The organism is Ensifer sp. SL37, assembly GCF_026672675.1.
GTDB classification, from domain to species: Bacteria; Pseudomonadota; Alphaproteobacteria; order Rhizobiales; family Rhizobiaceae; genus Ensifer; species Ensifer adhaerens.
This window is the reverse complement of sequence record NZ_JAPPRN010000006.1, coordinates 3,117,271-3,134,554: the sequence shown is the minus strand read 5'-3', so window position 1 is coordinate 3,134,554 and position 17,284 is coordinate 3,117,271. Positions and strand designations below refer to the sequence as shown.

20 protein-coding genes and 2 tRNA genes are annotated in these 17,284 nt (G+C 62.3%); 9 read left to right on the top strand and 13 right to left on the bottom strand.

All coding sequences use genetic code 11. From position 1 onward, the window contains the following. Positions 1-37: 37 nt before the first annotated feature. Entirely contained in the window at positions 38-451 is a 414-nt protein-coding gene (locus OVA00_RS27395; RefSeq protein WP_089043598.1) for a hypothetical protein, read from the bottom strand. 137 nt (positions 452-588) lie between these two features. Next, positions 589-1,119 (bottom strand): hypothetical protein, encoded by a 531-nt coding sequence (locus OVA00_RS27390; RefSeq protein WP_268089982.1) that lies wholly within the window; start codon positions 1,117-1,119, stop codon positions 589-591. A 203-nt stretch (positions 1,120-1,322) separates the two neighbouring features. On the opposite strand from OVA00_RS27390, the gene OVA00_RS27385 reads away from it, so the two are divergent. Both OVA00_RS27385 and OVA00_RS27380 read left to right on the top strand, forming a co-directional pair. Then, positions 1,323-2,309: a glycosyltransferase family 2 protein gene (locus OVA00_RS27385; RefSeq protein ID WP_268090378.1), complete on the top strand. Its 987-nt coding sequence runs from the start codon at positions 1,323-1,325 to the stop codon at positions 2,307-2,309. A 226-nt stretch (positions 2,310-2,535) separates the two neighbouring features. Then, positions 2,536-2,778: a hypothetical protein gene (locus OVA00_RS27380; protein WP_034793396.1), complete on the top strand. Its 243-nt coding sequence runs from the start codon at positions 2,536-2,538 to the stop codon at positions 2,776-2,778. A 124-nt stretch (positions 2,779-2,902) separates the two neighbouring features. Here the strand turns inward: OVA00_RS27380 and OVA00_RS27375 are convergent, their stop codons facing one another. From OVA00_RS27375 to OVA00_RS27360, 4 genes are all read right to left on the bottom strand, one after another. Beyond that, a complete protein-coding gene (locus tag OVA00_RS27375; RefSeq protein ID WP_051659275.1) occupies positions 2,903-3,634 on the bottom strand; it encodes a class I SAM-dependent methyltransferase in 732 nt (243 codons plus the stop codon). Beyond that, positions 3,631-5,202: a GMC oxidoreductase gene (locus OVA00_RS27370; protein WP_162744914.1), complete on the bottom strand. Its 1,572-nt coding sequence runs from the start codon at positions 5,200-5,202 to the stop codon at positions 3,631-3,633. The genes OVA00_RS27375 and OVA00_RS27370 overlap by 4 nt, the downstream gene beginning before the upstream one ends. A 174-nt stretch (positions 5,203-5,376) precedes the next feature. Then, entirely contained in the window at positions 5,377-5,745 is a 369-nt protein-coding gene (locus tag OVA00_RS27365) for an Imm8 family immunity protein (RefSeq protein WP_268089981.1), read from the bottom strand. A gap of 6 nt (positions 5,746-5,751) precedes the next feature. Beyond that, positions 5,752-6,345 carry a hypothetical protein gene (locus tag OVA00_RS27360; RefSeq protein WP_268089980.1) on the bottom strand — a complete coding sequence of 198 codons (594 nt, stop codon included), beginning with the start codon at positions 6,343-6,345 and terminating at the stop codon, positions 5,752-5,754. A gap of 15 nt (positions 6,346-6,360) precedes the next feature. Between OVA00_RS27360 and OVA00_RS27355 the strand changes: the two genes are divergently transcribed. Then, positions 6,361-6,561 carry a hypothetical protein gene (locus OVA00_RS27355; RefSeq protein WP_268089978.1) on the top strand — a complete coding sequence of 67 codons (201 nt, stop codon included), beginning with the start codon at positions 6,361-6,363 and terminating at the stop codon, positions 6,559-6,561. 73 nt (positions 6,562-6,634) lie between these two features. Here the strand turns inward: OVA00_RS27355 and OVA00_RS27350 are convergent, their stop codons facing one another. Then, positions 6,635-6,901, bottom strand: coding sequence for a DUF1127 domain-containing protein (locus OVA00_RS27350; protein WP_034793390.1), 267 nt, complete (start codon positions 6,899-6,901; stop codon positions 6,635-6,637). A 313-nt stretch (positions 6,902-7,214) separates the two neighbouring features. Here OVA00_RS27350 and OVA00_RS27345 point away from each other — a divergent pair, with 313 nt between their 5' ends. Further along, positions 7,215-7,343, top strand: a complete 129-nt coding sequence (locus OVA00_RS27345) for a hypothetical protein (protein WP_268089977.1) — start codon at positions 7,215-7,217, stop codon at positions 7,341-7,343. 175 nt (positions 7,344-7,518) lie between these two features. Further along, positions 7,519-7,950: a GFA family protein gene (locus tag OVA00_RS27340; RefSeq protein WP_268089976.1), complete on the top strand. Its 432-nt coding sequence runs from the start codon at positions 7,519-7,521 to the stop codon at positions 7,948-7,950. 284 nt (positions 7,951-8,234) lie between these two features. On the opposite strand, the gene OVA00_RS27335 is transcribed toward OVA00_RS27340, so the two are convergent. After that, a tRNA-Lys gene (locus OVA00_RS27335) sits at positions 8,235-8,310 on the bottom strand. A 295-nt stretch (positions 8,311-8,605) separates the two neighbouring features. Here OVA00_RS27335 and OVA00_RS27330 point away from each other — a divergent pair. Together OVA00_RS27330 and OVA00_RS27325 are read left to right on the top strand one after the other, a co-directional pair. Beyond that, positions 8,606-9,175 carry a hypothetical protein gene (locus OVA00_RS27330; RefSeq protein WP_268089975.1) on the top strand — a complete coding sequence of 190 codons (570 nt, stop codon included), beginning with the start codon at positions 8,606-8,608 and terminating at the stop codon, positions 9,173-9,175. A gap of 134 nt (positions 9,176-9,309) precedes the next feature. Continuing rightward, positions 9,310-9,385, top strand: a tRNA-Lys gene (locus OVA00_RS27325). Positions 9,386-9,440: 55 nt separating this feature from the next. Here OVA00_RS27325 and OVA00_RS27320 read toward each other — a convergent pair. From OVA00_RS27320 to OVA00_RS27310, 3 genes are all read right to left on the bottom strand, one after another. Beyond that, positions 9,441-10,358, bottom strand: coding sequence for a PhzF family phenazine biosynthesis protein (locus OVA00_RS27320; protein ID WP_034793378.1), 918 nt, complete (start codon positions 10,356-10,358; stop codon positions 9,441-9,443). Positions 10,359-10,609: 251 nt separating this feature from the next. Continuing rightward, complete coding sequence (locus OVA00_RS27315; protein ID WP_060516127.1) at positions 10,610-11,350, bottom strand: NUDIX hydrolase; 741 nt, start codon at positions 11,348-11,350, stop codon at positions 10,610-10,612. A gap of 2 nt (positions 11,351-11,352) precedes the next feature. After that, positions 11,353-12,459, bottom strand: a complete 1,107-nt coding sequence (locus OVA00_RS27310; protein WP_034793373.1) for an endonuclease/exonuclease/phosphatase family protein — start codon at positions 12,457-12,459, stop codon at positions 11,353-11,355. On the opposite strand from OVA00_RS27310, the gene OVA00_RS27305 reads away from it, so the two are divergent. Beyond that, positions 12,431-12,847, top strand: coding sequence for a hypothetical protein (locus OVA00_RS27305; RefSeq protein ID WP_268089974.1), 417 nt, complete (start codon positions 12,431-12,433; stop codon positions 12,845-12,847). The two genes, OVA00_RS27310 and OVA00_RS27305, sit on opposite strands and share 29 nt — an antisense overlap. Further along, entirely contained in the window at positions 12,801-14,258 is a 1,458-nt protein-coding gene (locus OVA00_RS27300; protein WP_268089973.1) for a CYTH and CHAD domain-containing protein, read from the top strand. The genes OVA00_RS27305 and OVA00_RS27300 overlap by 47 nt, the downstream gene beginning before the upstream one ends. A 49-nt stretch (positions 14,259-14,307) precedes the next feature. On the opposite strand, the gene OVA00_RS27295 is transcribed toward OVA00_RS27300, so the two are convergent. After that, complete coding sequence (locus OVA00_RS27295) at positions 14,308-15,855, bottom strand: DUF1254 domain-containing protein (RefSeq protein WP_083523527.1); 1,548 nt, start codon at positions 15,853-15,855, stop codon at positions 14,308-14,310. 375 nt (positions 15,856-16,230) lie between these two features. Continuing rightward, positions 16,231-17,148, bottom strand: coding sequence for a 4-hydroxy-tetrahydrodipicolinate synthase (dapA, locus tag OVA00_RS27290; protein WP_268089971.1), 918 nt, complete (start codon positions 17,146-17,148; stop codon positions 16,231-16,233). Between the last annotated feature and the right edge of the window lie 136 nt (positions 17,149-17,284).

Below are 17,284 nucleotides of genomic sequence, written 5' to 3'. Positions count from 1 at the left end.
TCTTTCTAGGGGCCTGCCGGGTCGTTACCAACCGGTCTCAATCAACCTTGAACACTGCGTCGCCGACAAAGACGATGACATATTGTCCGCCCTCACCCTCGCGCGCCCAGCCCTGCAGCACCGCTGCATAGGGTGCGCGCTTCCAAGCGTCCGGATGGTCCGGATCGACGAGAACCGTGACCTGCGGTCCCTGGCGATAGATCATCATATGCGAACGCGCCGGATCCCACGCCTCGCCCAAGGTCTCGTCCGTACGCCAGAGACAGAGAAAGTCACGGCAAAGCTGCGGCCGGTCCTCATAGATCCGGCATCCCGCACCCGTGCAATGCCGACACCAGGCATTGGCCGGCTTCTCCAGCGCATCGATATCCGGCAGGCGACAGCAGAGCGTACAGGTGCCGCAGGCGCGCTCGGCGAGCGGGGTGGCGTTGAAATCGGAAAGTGCGGTCATGCGGCGAGGTCTATCACCGTGCCCGGCCGCAAGGAAACCCGCAAAACTTCGACGTTACCCGACCGCCGACGGCGAACGATTGCCGGCGCCGGCCTATGCGAGAGAACGATCGCGATCGTCATGCGACCGCCCAGCCGTTATCCGATGCGCGGACAGCCGCTGCGGTTCGCCAGATAGATCCGGGCATATTGGCCGCGCCGGGTTTCGCCTTCAACGACGATCCGGTTGCGGCTCATGGCGGCAATTTCTGGATCGCGCAGGCCGGCGCGATAGGCCCGGCGCAACGCCTGGCCAGTGCTGCAGCCGCGCGGGCGAACGTAATCTTCGTCGTCATAGCGCCGCTCGCGACGGAAGTCGTCGCCGTAATAATCCCGGTCCCGGCCGATATAGAGGTCGAGTGATTGCGCCGGCGAGACGGCCGGCATTGCGGTGGCCGATCCCGCGGCCACCAGGGCCGCCATCAATAGCTTGCTCATCATGCTTGTCATGTCTGCCTCCTCCACTTCTTGGCGCATCAGCGCGAACGTGGATGAAGGAGAAACAGGATAGCGGCCAAAAAGTTTCGCAGAAAACGCTTTGACGTCAGGCTGCGCACCAGTGCCGAGCCGCTTGAATGCCGCCTTTTGCGATTGAAGGATACCCGCAGAAACTGTAGCAGCCGGGCGCACTCCACGTGTGCGAGCCACTCGACACAGCGATTTTCGCTCCCCATATCCGTGCGATCGTATGGATTGCCACGCCTGTGCTTTTGATTTAGTCCGGGTTCATATTATTTATGACAAATGTCGGAATGAGCATGACGGATATCGCGTATCCCTTCAAGAATCGATCCGATGCCGAGTCGATCACGGATCGAAGCTTGTTTGATCGCATCGCGACCTGGTACGAGACCACCAAGGTCGAGCGGCGCGAACGCAGGATGAACCACGCGGTCGATCTGCGCTGCGTCAGCCCCCAAGGGCAGACATCGCTCTATCCCGATGACCTGCCGCTGATCTTCCTGACCCGCAACGACGCCAAGCTCATGCCGGGCTTCCTCGCCCATTACCGGTCACTCGGGATCACCCGCTTCATCTGCGTCGACGATGCCTCGACCGACGGCACCCGCGAATTTCTGCTCTGTCAGCCGGATGTCGACCTGTGGGCATCCTCGGTCCGCTACAAGGATGCGCGGCGCGGACGTGCCTGGAGAGAGTCGCTGTTCGCACTGTATGGTGGCGAACGCTGGTACGTGAACGTCGATTCCGACGAATTCCTGATCTATGACGATTGCGAAAACCGCACGCTCTGGTCGGTCATCCACGCGCTCGAGGGCCTGAAGATCTCGCGCCTCCCGGCACCGATGCTGGACATGTATCCGGTCGATCTCGGGGCCGCCGACATCGACCAGTTGCAGACAAGTGCCCCCTGGGAAGTCGCCGATCATTTCGACAGCTGCGGCTACACGCTGACGACGACGAAGCGGGCGATCACCATCAAGGGCGGCGCTCGCCACCGCGAGTTCGACTCGGACCTGGAAATGATCAAGTACCCGCTGATCTATTGGGACGAAGACTGTCGCTTCGGCCCCAGCATCCACCAGCCGCTCCCCTATCAGCGCAACTTCTCGTCTATTCTTGGCACGCTGCTGCACTTCAAGTTCTTTGCCGACTACCAGAAGGTCATCAACGACGCGGTGGCCGATGGGCAATATTTCGACGGCTCGGCGGCCTACGCGAAGATGACGGATGCACTCTCCAGCACTGGCGCCCTGCAGCTCTTTTCCGAGTCTTCGATGAAGTTCGACGGATCGAAGCAATTGCTGCGGCTCGGCTTCATTACCGCGGTCCCTAAGGCTCCCGACGAAGGCACCCGCTAAGGCGGGTTTGTCGGTTCGCGCTTTCGCTTAGCCGGCTGTCGTTCGAGGAGAAACCACCCGGCTCATGTTTATACTTCAGGGACAGCCGCACACGTCGGGGCGGTCACAGCCGCCCCACGCCACGTTTGGCATGTGTTTTTCAACCGACCCGCGAACCGGCCCGTTGATAATTCGACCAACCGCTCCATTTACAGCTTCAAGGCACTTAACCTGAGGAGAAGCCTTGATGAATCGAAACACCATCATCGGTATCGTGGTTGTGGTCGTGCTCATTGTACTTGCTGTGATGTTCCTGAAACCGGGGGCGAACCAGCAGGCAACCGAGACAGCGCCGACAACGACGACGACACAGCCGGCAACGACCGAGCAGCCAGCGACGACCCAGCAGCCCGCAACGACAGACCAGTCGGCGACGCCGCCAGCAACAACCACGCAGCCGGCCACGACGCAGCCCGCGACGACCCCGTAAACGCCCGCGAGCACCCGGCGCCAAAAACGAAATCACCCACGGGCGTCGCCCGTGGGTGATCCTTCATCGGAATTTTAAAGGCGAAGCGGCGGCGGATGTCGCCCAAGCCCCGGGCGGGCCCGCGCTATTTCCTCACCACGGCCTGGATATTGGAAGGCATCATCGAATCGATCTTGTGATCGTCGGTGTATTTCCACGTCGTATCGTACTGCTGGGTAATGAAGACGTCGAAGAACCGGGCCGAGCGCGCCATGAGTTCGATGAACGGGCGCGCCAGCGGAAACACGTCGCACTGCAGGAGAATGCGCTGCATCAGAATGCCGATCGTTTCGAACGGCATGCTCGAGCCACGCAGGTCCTCGATCTCGCTCCAGTCCTTGAACAGCATCTTGAAGGAGAAGGGCGTGAAGTGGAAATAGTTCTCAGGCCCCTCGTGGAAGGAGAACACCGCCGAGGCGGAGATGATCAGCTTGCCGTTCGGCTTCAGGATGCGGCGCATGTCGTCGATCAGCCGCTGCGGATCGGGAACATGTTCGAGCAGGCCGGTGCAGAGCACGATGTCGTAGCTTTCGCTCTCGATGGCATCGAGATGGTAATGCGTGTCGACGACGAGATCGGCCTTCTTGCGATCGGACTTCGAGACCAGGAACGAGTTCGGGAAAAACTCAGTATAGTCAACGTCTTCGGTGTGAACGATGATCGTGCGCTTGTTCGAAGCATTTTCCTGGCATAGCCGGACCAGGTTCTTCGTCGAAAGCTTGCCCCCGAAGTAGTTCTTTCGCGAGAGCTTTTGCCAGCGCGTGCGTTTCGCCCGCTGTTCCTTGCCGCTAAGTTCCGGGGAAGTCATTTCCGTCATGGATTACCCGCCTTTGTTTTGTGGCGCTGGCATATCTTATCGGCGGTAAGCATTGCAAGCGCCATGACTGTCAGTACTGGATTGGCGTAGCCGTAGGAGGTGAAGACCGACGCGCCTGCCGCATAGAGATTGTCGACCCCGTGCACCCGGCCATCGCGATCGATGACGGACATGTCGGCCGAGCGGCCCATACGCGTCGTGCCCATGAAATGGGAATGGATGCCGGTGATGTCCCAGGGCTTGCCTGCCGGCGGCAGCGTCGAGATCAGCTTGCCGATATTGTGGCGCAGCAGCAGCTCGGAAAGCTCGTCTAGAAATTCGCGGATCGACGCCTGGTCATCTTCTGTCAGCGACCAGCGCACGACGCCCTTCGGCAGCCCATGGGGATCGCGCGCCTCGCTCAACTCGACCCTGTGCTCGGCATTGGGATGTTGGTCGAAGAAGCCGCGCACCACGAGGATCGAGCCGCCCGGCCCGAGCAACCCCATCTTGCCGATGACGTTGAAGGCGACCTGGCCGACAACCGCCAGCGCCGAGGTCAGGCGACGACGCAAGGTCGATTGCGGGCGATCGCCGCCCTCGCCGGCAGCCACCACGTGCTGCGCATGCTCGAGAAGCTTGAGCCCGATCGATTCAAAGCGCGGCGAAAACTGAACATAATGGTTCAGCTGGTCTCTCTTCTGACCCTTGCGCACGCCGACACCGAAGCGCAGCGAGCTGCTGCCGCTCTTGTGATCGCTGAACAGCGGCCCTGCCGTCTTCACCGTCTTGAACAGGTGAATGCGCCCGACATTCGCCTTCGGATGGGTGGAAAAGAAGCGGCCGATATTGTCGTTTGCCAAAAACCCGCCTTGGCGGCTGTTCAGCATGATGCGCGGGTTTTCGAGCCCCCCCGCGCAAAGCACGAATTCCGGGGCGGAAAGCTCCACGGTTCGCCCCTCGCCGATCGCCGCCCGCACCGCGCCGACGCGATCGCCGGCGGCGGTCGGGATCACCTGCAGCACGCGGCAATTATAGACGATGGTGAGATCAGGGTTCTTGCTCGCAAGCGCCTTCAGATAATCCTGACCGTTGAAGGCCGGACGGCTCCACTGGAACCGCTTGACCGAGACGGCCGGGTCGGAGACGAAATCCCGCCAAGGCGCCGAGCCGCCGTCATAGGCTGGCACCTGGTCGATGGCGCCGATCGGCTTCAGCTGCAGGAGTTCGATCGCCTGCTGGTAATATCCATCGAGTTCAGCGCGCTCCAGCGGCCAGTCGTTGCCGGACGTCAGGTCGACATCTTCCAGCGGCGCGACACGCCCGGACCAAAGATTGGTCGCGCCGCCGATCTGGAACGAAAGCCCGAACGGCTCCTGGTTGGCGATCTCGAAGAAGGGCGAGCTGTCGGAGTTGACGAGGTTGTCGCCGGTTTCAAGCAACGTGACCTTCAAGCCCTCCGCCAAGAGCCGCGTCGCCATGGCGCAGGCCGCAGCCCCCGACCCAACAATCAGCACATCGGAACCGATCGCCTGCAGGGCCTCGTCGCTGCACGCACGCGCGTCAATAATATTCCTGGTGTCCGTCATCGCTACTGCACTTCCACCCGCGGTTTCAAATGCCGGATGTCCCGACCTCGTCACCGTCATAGCTAATTGAGCAAACCGGGCAAGCGCGCTCGTCGATATAATCAGGGAAAACCGGCCCGTGCGGCCGGCGAGAGGCGGCGTTCACCAGTCGACCACCCAGAAGTCCGGGCGAGATCAGGTACTTTCCCACTCCCAGAAAAACCGCTTGCGCAGTTCCAAGAGGCTTTCTTCCCAACTGTCGCGCTGACTGGCGGCGAGCGCCTTGACCAAGTGCCCCTTGAGAACCGCGTGGCTGTAGCGTGGCAACGCCAGAAATCGCGTGTGCGGGGTCCGGCCGGGCCTGGTGTTGGGGGTGACCACCAGAACGAAAAAACTCTCCGCCCAGCTTTCCTCCTTCGTGCCGATCTCCAGCTCCAGCGTGAACTTCACGTCGTCTGGCGAAGTCGCCTCGGGTCCTTCATCGCAATCGAAGTCGAACTCCGTCCAGGCGCCCGGTAGCAGGCCGAAGGCGATGGCCGACTTCAGGTCGATCGCGCGAAACATCGGAAGTCAGCCCACCGAATCTGGCTGATCTTGCGCAGGCACGCGACCAGCAGTCGTCGGGCTTAGAAACAAAAACAACGCCAGCGCCACAGGGGCGACTGCTCCCCAGGCGCCAAGTGCCCTGCCAAGTCCGCCGGCTGCGACCGAATATGCATAGAGAAACAGGAAGGCGAGCCCCGAATTGGCAACGCCGAGATCGACCAGTCGTCGCAACGTCAGGAAAACCGCATAGCCGCAGCCGAAAATCAACGCCGATTTCGCTGGCCACCCTACTTCGTCAGCCGCCGCGAACGGAAACAGGGCTGCCACGAGCAAGGCGCACAGCGCGATGCCGAGCAGATAGTCCAATCGAGCAAGCGGGACCGTGGAGAGCAATATTCTTCTGACCCTTGCAAATCGCATCCGCCACGCCCGCACTAATTGAATGCCGGCGATATACACATCGCAGCCGCAAGGTTCTACTTCGATGTCCCACCGAGCTCGGAAACGCCGGGGGACGCGGCGCACCGATCGACAATTCCAAAGCCGCTCGACCTTTTCGGCCAAGCCATTGCCGTCTGTTCCCCTATCGCCCGCCAATGCTATCAATTCGGAACCCACCCACGGAGCCCCTGAATGCGCGTCGCCTTCCTCTCTTCGCTGCTCTTTCTTTCATCCTGCATACCGCACATCCCGGAGGACGTTCTCGACGCCGGCTGGTGCAGGGAGATGGCGGCGGCAAGGGCGAAGGCGACCGGCAAGGGGCGGGAAAACCTTGCCGCGGCGATGATCAAGCATGACTGCGCGGCCAAGCTCGCCGCGCCAGTCCCCCAGTGAACCGATTGCCCTCTGAGCCGTTGTTCATCGGCCACCGGTTGCTGCGGGAAAAGAGGCCCGCTTGACGCGGGCCTCAGTTGTGTCTCGTCACCGGATAGCCGACCGGCATCTGCCAGAGCGAGATGTCGGCGATCTCCGGCTTCTTCACGCCCTCTCCCGTTTCTGCGCCGATATCGCGCAGCATACGGTCGGAGAGGTGGCTGAGCTGGTTGAGCGTCCGCTGACGCCTCCAGGCAGCAAGCAGGAAAGCGCCGACCGTGCGGCGGAAGCCGAACGTTCGAAAAAGGTCGTCCATGATCGCCGGCAAAGCGCCAGCGGTGGTCAGTTGCAATTCGCGCATGATTTTTCCCGCCGCGCAAAGCGGTCGGGTCCTCTAGATTATGGATGCGCGCGGACACGGAACTACGTTCCGGAAGCCGGTCACATCAAGTCAAAATGGAAGATACGAAAAGGCGGAACTCAGGACGCAGTTATGCGCCGAAGTAATACACAGGATTACGGCACACTCGTCGTGACGGGTGAACCATTCCACCAGAGGCGCGCATCTGAACAAAATTGATATTCATCGTATGCCTCCTCTAGTTTGAGCTCCGATTTGGCGAAAATTACACAGGATTACTTTGTCGGCAAGAGGACAATCTGCAGACGCAGGATTGAAGATGCGCCTGTTGCATGACGGCAACACCAGCAATGCTGCGGCGGGCTTTGTGAGCCTTGCGACCACCCCTGGCTCGGGCGTGACCGTCATCAACGGAAACGATCCCAATTGCGCCGCCAATTGAACGGAGCCTACTGATCTCGAAAACATAGGGGCGGCCGACGCCGAACGGTGCCGGCGGCACAGCTGGCCGAGGGTCGGTCGCGCCGGCCGCGACGCCGGTGGCCCGCACTTGAGGATCGGTGATCCAGCCCTTATGGAACAGACATCAATTCGGCTCAGACCAGACGGATGTTTCCATGAATTTCGACGTTCAGGACCTCAACGGCGCCTGCCACTGCAAAACGGTTCGCTTCAATGTTCGGCTGAAGAATGGCCTCCATACGGCCCGCCGCTGCACCTGCTCATACTGCCAGCTGAAGGGCGCGGTTGCCGTCTCGGCGGCCGAAGACGGCGTGACTGTGCTTTCGGGCGGCGAGGCGCTGACCAAGTATCAGTTCAACACAAATGCAGCAGAACACTTCTTTTGCTCGAAATGCGGCATCTACACCTTTCACAAGCCGCGCTCCAACCCCGATTTCTACGGCGTTAACGCAGCCTGCCTAGAGGGCGTGAGCCCCTTTGATTTTGAAGAATTGCCGGTCAACGACGGCATCAATCATCCGATGGACACCAAGGGCTCAACCGGCCCCCGGCTCGCCGGAACCCTTCGATATTTTCCGGCCAAGTGATTCACGAGCCCTGCAAGACACGGTTCGACGGCGGCCCGGCCGTCGCGCGTGCTTGGCGACTGATCGCCGGAGGACCAATCACGCTGGCCCAGCCCTGTCTTTGCGATCCTCATCCGCCGCCCGTCCCACGGTTCAGCGGAATGCGCGCCGCCCACTGGGGTCGCAACATCGAACCGGTATATTTTGCAGCGGAAACGGGGCGTGACTTTTGCCCAGAAGCCCGGACACATGCGATCGGCGTAGATATAGGAATTGTAATCTAATCAGCGCTTTAGGAGAAGTTTTGGTGGGTGATCACGGGCTCGAACCGTGGACCCGCTGATTAAGAGTCAGCTGCTCTACCAACTGAGCTAATCACCCATCCGCGACCGCTGCGGTGTGTCCCGCTGCTGTCGTGAGGGGGCGTATAAAGGCGTTCGGTTTGGTTGTCCAGCGCCTTTGTGAAAATCTTTTGAAAAATCTCGTGGGGCTAGAGCAACCCTGTGGAGAATTCGCCCGCTATCAACCGGGGGCGTTCCGGCCACCCCTCGCGCCTCCCTGCGGATACAGGCCACAGGGGAAACGCGACAAAAGACCCGTTTGACGCGAGGCGCATGGTCGGCATACTGCAGCGAGCCGGGCACACGAAACGAGCGATGATTGGAGAGGTATCCCCATGCGCAGCACGATCGCCACAGGAATGCTCGTCGGTATCCTTGCCGGCTTCGCCACCGAGGCGAAGGCCGAAGTGCCGTTCTTCAACGCCACCTGCCCCGGCCGTATCGAGGTCCACGCCGATCAGGGCGGTCCCGTCCTCATCAATGGCAGCCAGGCCCGTCTGAAGCGGTTCAGCAGCGATTATTACGAGGCAAGCCAAGGACGAACCACGATCTCGATCAGCGTCAACCGCGATGGTTCGCCTTCAATCAGCTATACGCGCCGGGGCGCCGGCAACGGCGTCTGCCGTGTCACGTCTGCCGGCGGCAACACACGGCCACGCCCGGAACGCCCGCCGCAATACGACGACACGCAGCAGCCGGATCGTGTCGACGCAAGGATGATGCCGCGCTTCTGCCAGGGCGAAGCGTCTGCCGCCTTCGGCGTGCGTCCCAACCGGATCACCGTCAATATGGCCTTCCGAAGCGGCCGCTACTATTGGGTGCAGGGCAACTACGATGGCGGCCGCGGCGTCACCTTCTTCAACTGCCGCTTCGACCTCAGGGGCAACTTCATCGACGTGCGCTGACGACGGGGATGATTGAAGGCAAGAATCTAGCCGTTTCCGACCGCTCCGGTGGAAACGGCTGTGAGTTTATCATTGCGAGATGCAAATACCCTCTTGAGTGTGATGAGGTCGTGCGCTAAAGCGACGCCACGGATGGGTGATTAGCTCAGTTGGTAGAGCAGCTGACTCTTAATCAGCGGGTCCACGGTTCGAGCCCGTGATCACCCACCAAAACTTCTCTTAAGACGCTGATTAAGCTGAATTTCCCAAGTCTTATGCCGACGCCTCAGACGTAGAGTTCGCCGGCCGCAATCTTCACCGCGTGGCCGCCGATGCGGGCGTTGCTGATCTCGCCGCCCGAGATGTCGAGATGCAGGTGAATGAAGGACGGCCGTCCCATTTCCACGCCCTGCTCGACCAGCACCGGATGATGGCCGTCGACGAACTGGTCGAAATAGTGGATCGCGCCGGAAAGGGCGGCAACGGCCGAGCCGGTTGCCGGATCCTCCAGATTGCCGGCACCAGGGCCGAACTTGCGGGCGTGAAAGCGCGCCGTGTGGTTCACGCCGCCGCGACAATAGACGTAAGCCGCGGCGAGCCGTCCCTCGGCCATCGGCGTCAGTTGCTCCCAGCGCAGCGAATCGAACTCGATCGACGAAGCCGCCGCCACATCATGCACCGGCACCATGACGAAGGGTGCGCCCGCGCTCCAGAACGACGGTACGTGATTCTCGAAACCGATCTGCGAGAGTTTCAGGCTTAGCGCATCGGCGATCGCCTGCCGGTCGAAGCGTGCGTCGAGCCTGACCGATTTTCGCGGCAGGTCGAATTCGGCAAAGCTCGCCTGCCCGGGCTTGAGCCGCACGGCGCAGCGCACCGGCCCTACCTTCTCCTCCAGCACCTGCACGAGGTCGAAACCTTCCTCGGTCGCGCCACGCTGGGCCTCAGCGATCGCAATTGCCGCACCGACGGTCGGATGGCCGGCAAAGGGCAGTTCCTGGGCAGGCGTGAAGATCCGGAGCTTCGCCGTGTGCGCCGCACCGCCGGGCCTGCGGATAAACACCGTCTCCGACAGGTTGAATTCCTGCGCGATCGCCTGCATCGCTTCATCGTCGAGCCAGTCGGCACCGAAGACCACGGCCAGCGGATTGCCTTCCAGTCGCCTGTCGGTGAAGACGTCGTAGATCGCGTAGCTGAGCGCCATTCATGTCCCCTTGCGAATATGCGCGAACTTTGCAGCGTCGGGACGCGGGCGGCAAGGCTTAAAAGCGCCGGTACACAGCTCGGCGCGGATCACGTTTTCTTTAGCTCCGGCGCCCGCAGCACGCTTCGCCGCTCACGCGGCCAAAAACCCTCCCGGCCGCAACCGGCGCGCACCCGCCGCCGCGCGGCCGCGTGTCGACCCCCGCTAAAACGCACAAATACAAGGAGATGCGACGTCCCGTTGATTCGAAATCAGAGCGGTTTCTCGCGCCGAAACAGCCAGTCGAGGATCGGCGGTATGAAGGGCGGATAGTTGTGCGCCACGGGATCCGGGCCGAAAACCGCGATCGCCTCGTCAATCTCCGGCTCCGGGTCCGCGGCAATGTGCTCCGCCACGCGCGCAACCAGCGCTGCCGCCGTCTCCGGATAGCGATAGACGCGGATGAGCGTCACGGCGCGGCCCATATGCAGCAGGTGATAGCCGGGCTCCACCGTCGCGAGCGAAAGGTCTATGCCGGTTTCTTCCATCGCCTCGCGGCGGATATTGCCGTCGATGTCGCAGCCGCCATCGACGATATCCTCGGGCTCGAGCGAACCGGAGGGGCTGTAGACCCGGCCCGGATTGGCGGTGTGCCCGCCCATGCGCACGAGGATCAGCGCACCGTCGGAAGAAAGGATCGCCGGCATGGCAAAGAGATGAAAGGCACTCTTTGCTCGCGTCTTCCGCCACCAGAGAAAGGTCGAATAGGGCACCACATGCCCCTCGCCCCGCAGCCGGCCGTCCGCGATGCGAAGCGCCCTGAGCAACACCATCCGCCCGTCGAAGAGGTGCGGGTTGGCGGTAATCTCCCGTTGCCAGTTTTCCTGCGCGCGCTCCACCTCCTCCTGGTGAAACGGATGCGCCGCGCCGGTAACGCGGACATCCACCGCATCGATCGGGATGATGACGCCTTCATCCGGCCAGGCGTCCGTGTTGCTTTCAAGCGCGCTCATGCTCACACATCCAGGGTGATGGCCACGGGGCAATGGTCGGACGCCTTCGGCCGGTCCCAGCCGGTGCGCGGATAGCGCTCCACCTCCAGATCAGGCGGAAAGATCGTGCGGAACGGCTGGCCGCCGCGAATGACCTCGGGCACCTGGTGCGCGTTGCGTTTGGCAAGCGCCGGCGAAAGCCAGATATAGTCGAGCTGGCAGAGATGCCGCTCCTGCGGCCCGCGGCTGTGGAACAGCGTCCAGCGATCCATCACCGGACGGCGCAGCATCGGGTTCTCGACAAAGCCGTCGCGGGTGAAGACGTCGAGCGAACTCGTCTCCTCCTCATGCGGCACGAACTGGTAGCCGGTGCGCCGGTCGCCGAGGATGTTCACCTTCTCCTGGTAATCGTTCATGTCGCCGCAGATCGCGAACATCTTGTCGGCCGTCTTCCCGCGGCCGAAGCGGCTTTCGATGATGTGGCGCACGGCCGAGGCTTCGGCCACGCGCAGCGGCATCGTCGCCTGCCGGCCGTCGAGCCCTTCGCGCGCCGGCCCCATCGACTTGAAATGCACCACGTAGAGCGTCAGCGGCCGCCCGCCGATCCTTAAGTCCAGCTCCAGGCAGTCGCGCTTGAAGATCCGGTCGGCCGGACGGTTGGTAAGCGCTATTCTGTCGTTGAAGAGGTCGAGATCCTCATAAGTCAGCCCCGCATGGCTCTTCACGTCGAGGCATTCGATCGGCTGGCCGTCGCGCGTCTCCTCGCGCATCAGCACGGCGACGTCGATCCCGCGCGAATCATTGCCCTCGATCAGGTACTTCTGGCGATAGCCGTTGCCGACCATGCGAAAAAGGTAGTTGTATTCGAAGGCCTGCAGCGAGGCCATGTTGTCGGCTTCCTGCAGGCAGAGGATATCGGCATCGCAATCGGCAATCGCGAGCGCCGACATCTGCCGCGTATCGTCCGTATGCGCAATCGTGCGCGCCTCCTCCAGCCGCTGGTACTCGGCTTCCGTCTTCACGTCGAAGAGCCGGAGCACGCGGTCCTGTTTCAGCTGATTGCGAAAGCCGGAAAAATCGAAGCGGCTCAAAAGGTTTTCGATGTTGAAGGTGGCAAGGCGAAGCGACATTTATCAATTCCGTGGCATGAAATGCGGGGAGCTTAAGCAATTCCAGGAAAAGTGTGAAACGGTTTTCCGTTCGGAATTGCGTCATCTCAAAAAGCAATTCCAGGAAAAGTGCGAAGCGGTTTTCCGTCCGGAATCGCGCCATCTCAAAAAGCAATTCCAGGAAAAGTGCGAAGCGCTTGTCCGTCCGGAATCCATTGAAAACCCGTACACCCCGGCGGCCTTCAGCTTCGAGCGCGACCTATCGCGTGGGACCGCCGCCGCAAATATGATCCATGTCATCCAGAACACGAACCAATGTGCTCATATGGCATTATCGCGTTGTCTCTTGCACTTGTTGGAGGATGGGGTTGAACACGGAAATCGAAATCAAGCTCGAGCTTCTCCCTGAAGATCTCGATCGCTTCGCCGCATCCGGGCTTCTGGGTGAGCCGGCGCGCGTCGAAAGCCAGCGGTCCGTCTATTTCGATACGCGCGCCCGCGACCTGTTCCAGTCGGGTTTCACGCTGCGCATCCGCACGGTCGGTTCTGCCCGCACCCAGACGATCAAGGCGACGGGAGCGAGCGCCTCGGTTTTCGCCCGGCCGGAATGGGAGCAGCCGCTGGACAGCGACGAGCCGGTGGTCGACCACACCACGCCGCTTGCCGCCCAGTTCGACCTCGAGCCAGGCGATCTGCAGGCGCATTTTGCCGTCGATGTCGAGCGCACCACCTGGAAAGTGAAACAGGATGGCGCCGACGTCGAGGTCGTGCTCGACCGCGGCCTGATCACCGCGGGCACCCGCCAGACCGCGATCGGCGAGATCGAACTTGAGCTCAAGGACGGCGCGTCCGAGGCGCTCTTCACGCTCGCCCGCCGTATCGAGGCGATCGTTCCCATCCGCTTCGGCGTCATGTCCAAGGCGGAGCGCGGCTTCCGTCTCATCGATGCCGAGCAGATGGTCTTCAAGGCCGAGCCGGTCGAACTCGACCGCGAGATGCGGGTGGCAAAGAGCTTCCGCACGGTCGCCCTTGCCTGTCTTCGCCACCACCGCCTGAACGAAGACGTGCTGCGCGTGCGCCAGAACCCGGAGGCCCTGCACCAGGCTCGCGTTGCCCTTCGGCGCCTGCGATCGGCCTTCTCGCTCTACAGGGATTTGCTTCAGGACGACGAAAGTACGCGCCTGAAAGGCGAGCTGAAGTGGCTGGCGGGCGTCTTCGGCAAGGCCCGCGACGTCGACGTTCTCCTGGCCCGCGCATCCCAGCCGGAACTTGTCGAGTGGCTGAAGACGGCCCGCGCCGCCCGCTATCGGGAGGTGTTCGCGGCGCTCGATGACGGTCGCGGCCGCGCCCTCATGCTCGATCTCCACCAGTGGCTCCACTGCGGCGCCTATCTTTCATCGCCGCCCGCCGAACTTCACGATAGGTCCGTGACCGATTTCGCCGAGGCCGTGCTCGACCGCGAGCGCCGGAAGCTGAAGAAGCACGGCCGCGCGCTCGCCAAGATCAACGACGAGGAGCGGCACGAGGCCCGCAAGGACGCCAAGAAGCTGCGCTATGCCGCCGAATTCTTTGCGACACTGTTCGACGACAAGCGTGGCGCCAGGCGCCACAAGCGCTTCACGGCCGCAATGGCCGCACTGCAGGATGAACTCGGCACGCTCAACGATCTGGTTTCGGCGCCGCATGTGCTCGGCGAGATCGGCCTCGAAGATCACCCGGACGCCGGAACGCTCGTCGTTCAGGCCAACAAGGACAAGCTCATCGACCGCGCGCAGGCTGCGCTCGACGACGTGATCGACGTCAAGCGCTTCTGGCGTTGAGCAAGCCGGGCAAACCGACGTCGGTTTATCCCGGCACCTTGGCCCCCCCTCATGCTGCAACCGTGATCTTCGGCGGCTGCCAGGTGCCGTCGAGGATCGCGTCCTTGCCCCAATAGGCGCGAATGTAGAGCGAGAAGATTCCGTGCGGCGCCGGCAGCCAGTTGCTGTCCTTCTCCCCGCCGGGGCGCTCGGCGCTCACGTAGAGCGTCAGCGAGCCGTCGGCATTGCGCTTCAGCCTGTCGCTCTTGGTGCCCAGCGAATAGCGCTTGAAGTCGTTGGTGTGGAAGAGGTGCTTGTCGTCATAAAGGGTCAGCGACCAGAAGCCGTTGACCGGCGGTTCCTGGCCGGGCGCAAAGGTGATCTCGTAGAGTTTCACGCCGGTCAGCTGGTCGCCGGCGCCGTCGAAGTCGGTATAGAAATACTGCGTCTCGCTCGGCCGGTTGTTGAACATGTTCGACTTGGCGGTGCCGGTCCGGTTGAAGTAGTCGATCCCCCATTGCGCATTGTTGACCGAGCGGTTCCAGCCATTGCCGGCCGGCAGCCCGTTGCGCTGCCATTCCAAGAAGGGGTGGATGACCTTGTTCTCGGTCTCGATCGCGGTGTCGACGAGCATGCCCCGAAGCTCGGGATCCCGCTCGGCCGCGTCGAGCAACAGGCGGAACTGGGCAAAAAGCGCCTCCTCCCCCGGCAGCGGATCGACCGCGGCGATGGCGTCGCCGAACTGGTCGAAGAACGTCTCCGGCGTCACCCATTTGGTTTCGGCGTCGGTCGCGCCGCCGTTTAAGGGCGGAGCCGGAATGTCGGTCAGCTTTGCCCATTCGATCGTCTTCGCCTCGCCGGTAAACTCTTTCAGCGGATAGAAAACCACCTGGTTGATCAGCGGCTGGATCGCCTGGTTGTCGTCGCTCACATCGGTCTGGAAGATGCGGGGAATGGCGCTCGCAAGCGATGTCGGGGAGCGGATGATGTCGGTGATGCCGGCGGGCTTCAGCCCGTCCCAGTCGGGGCCGACAAGAAGATAGAAGCCGGGCCGCGTGCCATAGGGCTTGCCGAGCTGGCCGAACTGATCGGTGCGGGCATCGTAGAGCGAATAGAGCCAGAAGCGGTCGCCGAAGTCGGGCACCTGCGCGACGACGGGCTCATCGTCGAGCTCGAAGAAACCGAGGCCATAGACGACGTCCTGGTTGGGGCATGTGACGAAGGTTTCCGACGGCTCGATATAGTCGTGCAGCATGCCCACCTGGCCGCGCGGGGCCACCGGCGAAAGGCCACCGAGCAGACCCGCATAAGGCGCCTGGGTGACCTTGGCCCTGCGGTTCAGCATGTTGACGATCGGCCAGCCCCAGATATAGGCCATCTGCCCGATCGTACGGGCATAGCCTGGATGCATGGCAACGCCGGTCACCGGCAGCGTCGGCGCTCCCGGCCCGAGCGCTTGCTGCGCCTCGGCGGGCGTGGCCGAGGTAACGACCGAGGCGGCGGTCAAAGCCGCCGGAACGGCCGCGCCGGCACCGATCGCGGCAAGCGAGGCTGCTCCGATCCCGCCTTTCATCATGTCGCGTCGAGTGATTTCAAGATTGCTGCCGGATGTTTTCATCATCGTCTCCAGGCGTCCTGATCAATCAGCTTTCGAAAGGCACCCGCACAGGCGCCCCGTTTTTGGCACACCGTCCATCTCGCCCGGCTTCGTCCTCGCGCCGGAAAACCGGCCTTTCGCCCTCACCCGTGACGGTTCAGGACACGGATCGCTCGCAAGAATGGTTCTCTGTTTTTTTCCTCAACTGCGGCATTTCAATGCCCAGCAGCACGGATCCGCACAGGGCCGTCGGACACCGCGCGTGAGGACCGCTATCCTGCCGAAACAAGCCGTTCGGCGAAAGTACGTAACTGTTAAAATACGATGCAAACGATCACGCAAAGCAGGGCGATCTTCCTTTCACCGATCGCCCCGCCTTGAGGAACCGTCGCAGGCTCAGCGGCAGCCGTCCTGCGCCGCTATCGCCCTTTCGATCCTCAGCGCCAAGTCATCACTCACCGGCACCATCGGTAGGCGCATCTCCGGGCTGTCGATCAGCCCCGCGCGCCACAGCCAGTGCTTGATCGGCCCGGGGCTCGGCTCGGCAAAGAGCAGCCGCGGCAGGTCGGCAAGGCGCTGCCATGCGGAAAGCGCCCCCGCCTGGTCGCCGGCAAGCAGCCTGTTGCGAACATCGGCGAACGCTGCCGTCTGCACATGGGCTGACGCCGTGATCCCGCCTTCGGCCCCTTGCGTCAGCGCCGTGTAGAACAACGGGTCCTCGCCGGTCAGTACGGCGAAATCGCGCGGCTTGTGGCGCAGCAGATCGAAGGATTGCGTCGCATCCGCCGAACAATCCTTGACGCCGACGATGTTTCTCCGTTCCGCCAGTTGCAGCATCGTCTCGTTGCCGAGGTTGACGCCCGTCCGGTAGGGAATGTTGTAGATCAGGATCGGCCGGTCCGTGGCATCAGCAAGGGCCGAGAAATGCGCAAACAGCCCCCGCTGCGACGGCCGCGTGTAATAGGGGCAGGCAATCAGATAGCCATCGACGCCCCAAGCGGCCATCCGCTCCAGCGCCTTCACCGACTTCCGCGTATCGCTGCCGGAAAGCCCGAAATAGACCGGGATGCGCCGGCCGGATCCAGCCAGGGCCTGATTGGTGATCGCAACCACCCGCTCGCACTCCGCCTCGTCGAGCGCCATGCCCTCGCCCGTGGTCGCGCCGAGAATGAAGCCATCGATCGGCTCGGCCGCATAGTGGGCGACCAGCCGGCGGAGTGAGCGCTCGTCCAGTTCACCATCGCGAAAGGGCGTGATCAGCGGCAGCCAGAGGCCGCCAAGGCCCGGCGATTGCGTTGAAGCTGTGCTTTCCATGAAATTCCATCTCCTTGAAAAAACCGGAGACGGAGAGCGCAAGCGAAAACCCCGTCCGAACCGGCGGGGTCGATCTGATCCTTGTGCTTGCTATGCTCTGCGCGCAACGACCGACAGCCCCGGGTGCGGGGCTTTT

What these genes read in the sequence shown, in the direction of transcription:
- OVA00_RS27330 (WP_268089975.1), top strand. Translation starts at nt 8,606, where the DNA reads ATGCGCAGCACGATCGCCACAGGAATGCTCGTCGGTATCCTTGCCGGC.
- OVA00_RS27370 (WP_162744914.1), bottom strand. Translation starts at nt 5,202, where the DNA reads ATGACGGACACCAGGAATATTATTGACGCGCGTGCGTGCAGCGACGAG.
- OVA00_RS27365 (WP_268089981.1), bottom strand. Translation starts at nt 5,745, where the DNA reads ATGTTTCGCGCGATCGACCTGAAGTCGGCCATCGCCTTCGGCCTGCTA.
- OVA00_RS27340 (WP_268089976.1), top strand. Translation starts at nt 7,519, where the DNA reads ATGAATTTCGACGTTCAGGACCTCAACGGCGCCTGCCACTGCAAAACG.
- dapA (WP_268089971.1), bottom strand. Translation starts at nt 17,148, where the DNA reads ATGGAAAGCACAGCTTCAACGCAATCGCCGGGCCTTGGCGGCCTCTGG.
- OVA00_RS27375 (WP_051659275.1), bottom strand. Translation starts at nt 3,634, where the DNA reads ATGACGGAAATGACTTCCCCGGAACTTAGCGGCAAGGAACAGCGGGCG.
- OVA00_RS27300 (WP_268089973.1), top strand. Translation starts at nt 12,801, where the DNA reads ATGGGGTTGAACACGGAAATCGAAATCAAGCTCGAGCTTCTCCCTGAA.
- OVA00_RS27355 (WP_268089978.1), top strand. Translation starts at nt 6,361, where the DNA reads ATGCGCGTCGCCTTCCTCTCTTCGCTGCTCTTTCTTTCATCCTGCATA.
- OVA00_RS27380 (WP_034793396.1), top strand. Translation starts at nt 2,536, where the DNA reads ATGAATCGAAACACCATCATCGGTATCGTGGTTGTGGTCGTGCTCATT.
- OVA00_RS27350 (WP_034793390.1), bottom strand. Translation starts at nt 6,901, where the DNA reads ATGCGCGAATTGCAACTGACCACCGCTGGCGCTTTGCCGGCGATCATG.
- OVA00_RS27295 (WP_083523527.1), bottom strand. Translation starts at nt 15,855, where the DNA reads ATGAAAACATCCGGCAGCAATCTTGAAATCACTCGACGCGACATGATG.
- OVA00_RS27395 (WP_089043598.1), bottom strand. Translation starts at nt 451, where the DNA reads ATGACCGCACTTTCCGATTTCAACGCCACCCCGCTCGCCGAGCGCGCC.
- OVA00_RS27320 (WP_034793378.1), bottom strand. Translation starts at nt 10,358, where the DNA reads ATGGCGCTCAGCTACGCGATCTACGACGTCTTCACCGACAGGCGACTG.
- OVA00_RS27315 (WP_060516127.1), bottom strand. Translation starts at nt 11,350, where the DNA reads ATGAGCGCGCTTGAAAGCAACACGGACGCCTGGCCGGATGAAGGCGTC.
- OVA00_RS27310 (WP_034793373.1), bottom strand. Translation starts at nt 12,459, where the DNA reads ATGTCGCTTCGCCTTGCCACCTTCAACATCGAAAACCTTTTGAGCCGC.
- OVA00_RS27305 (WP_268089974.1), top strand. Translation starts at nt 12,431, where the DNA reads ATGTTGAAGGTGGCAAGGCGAAGCGACATTTATCAATTCCGTGGCATG.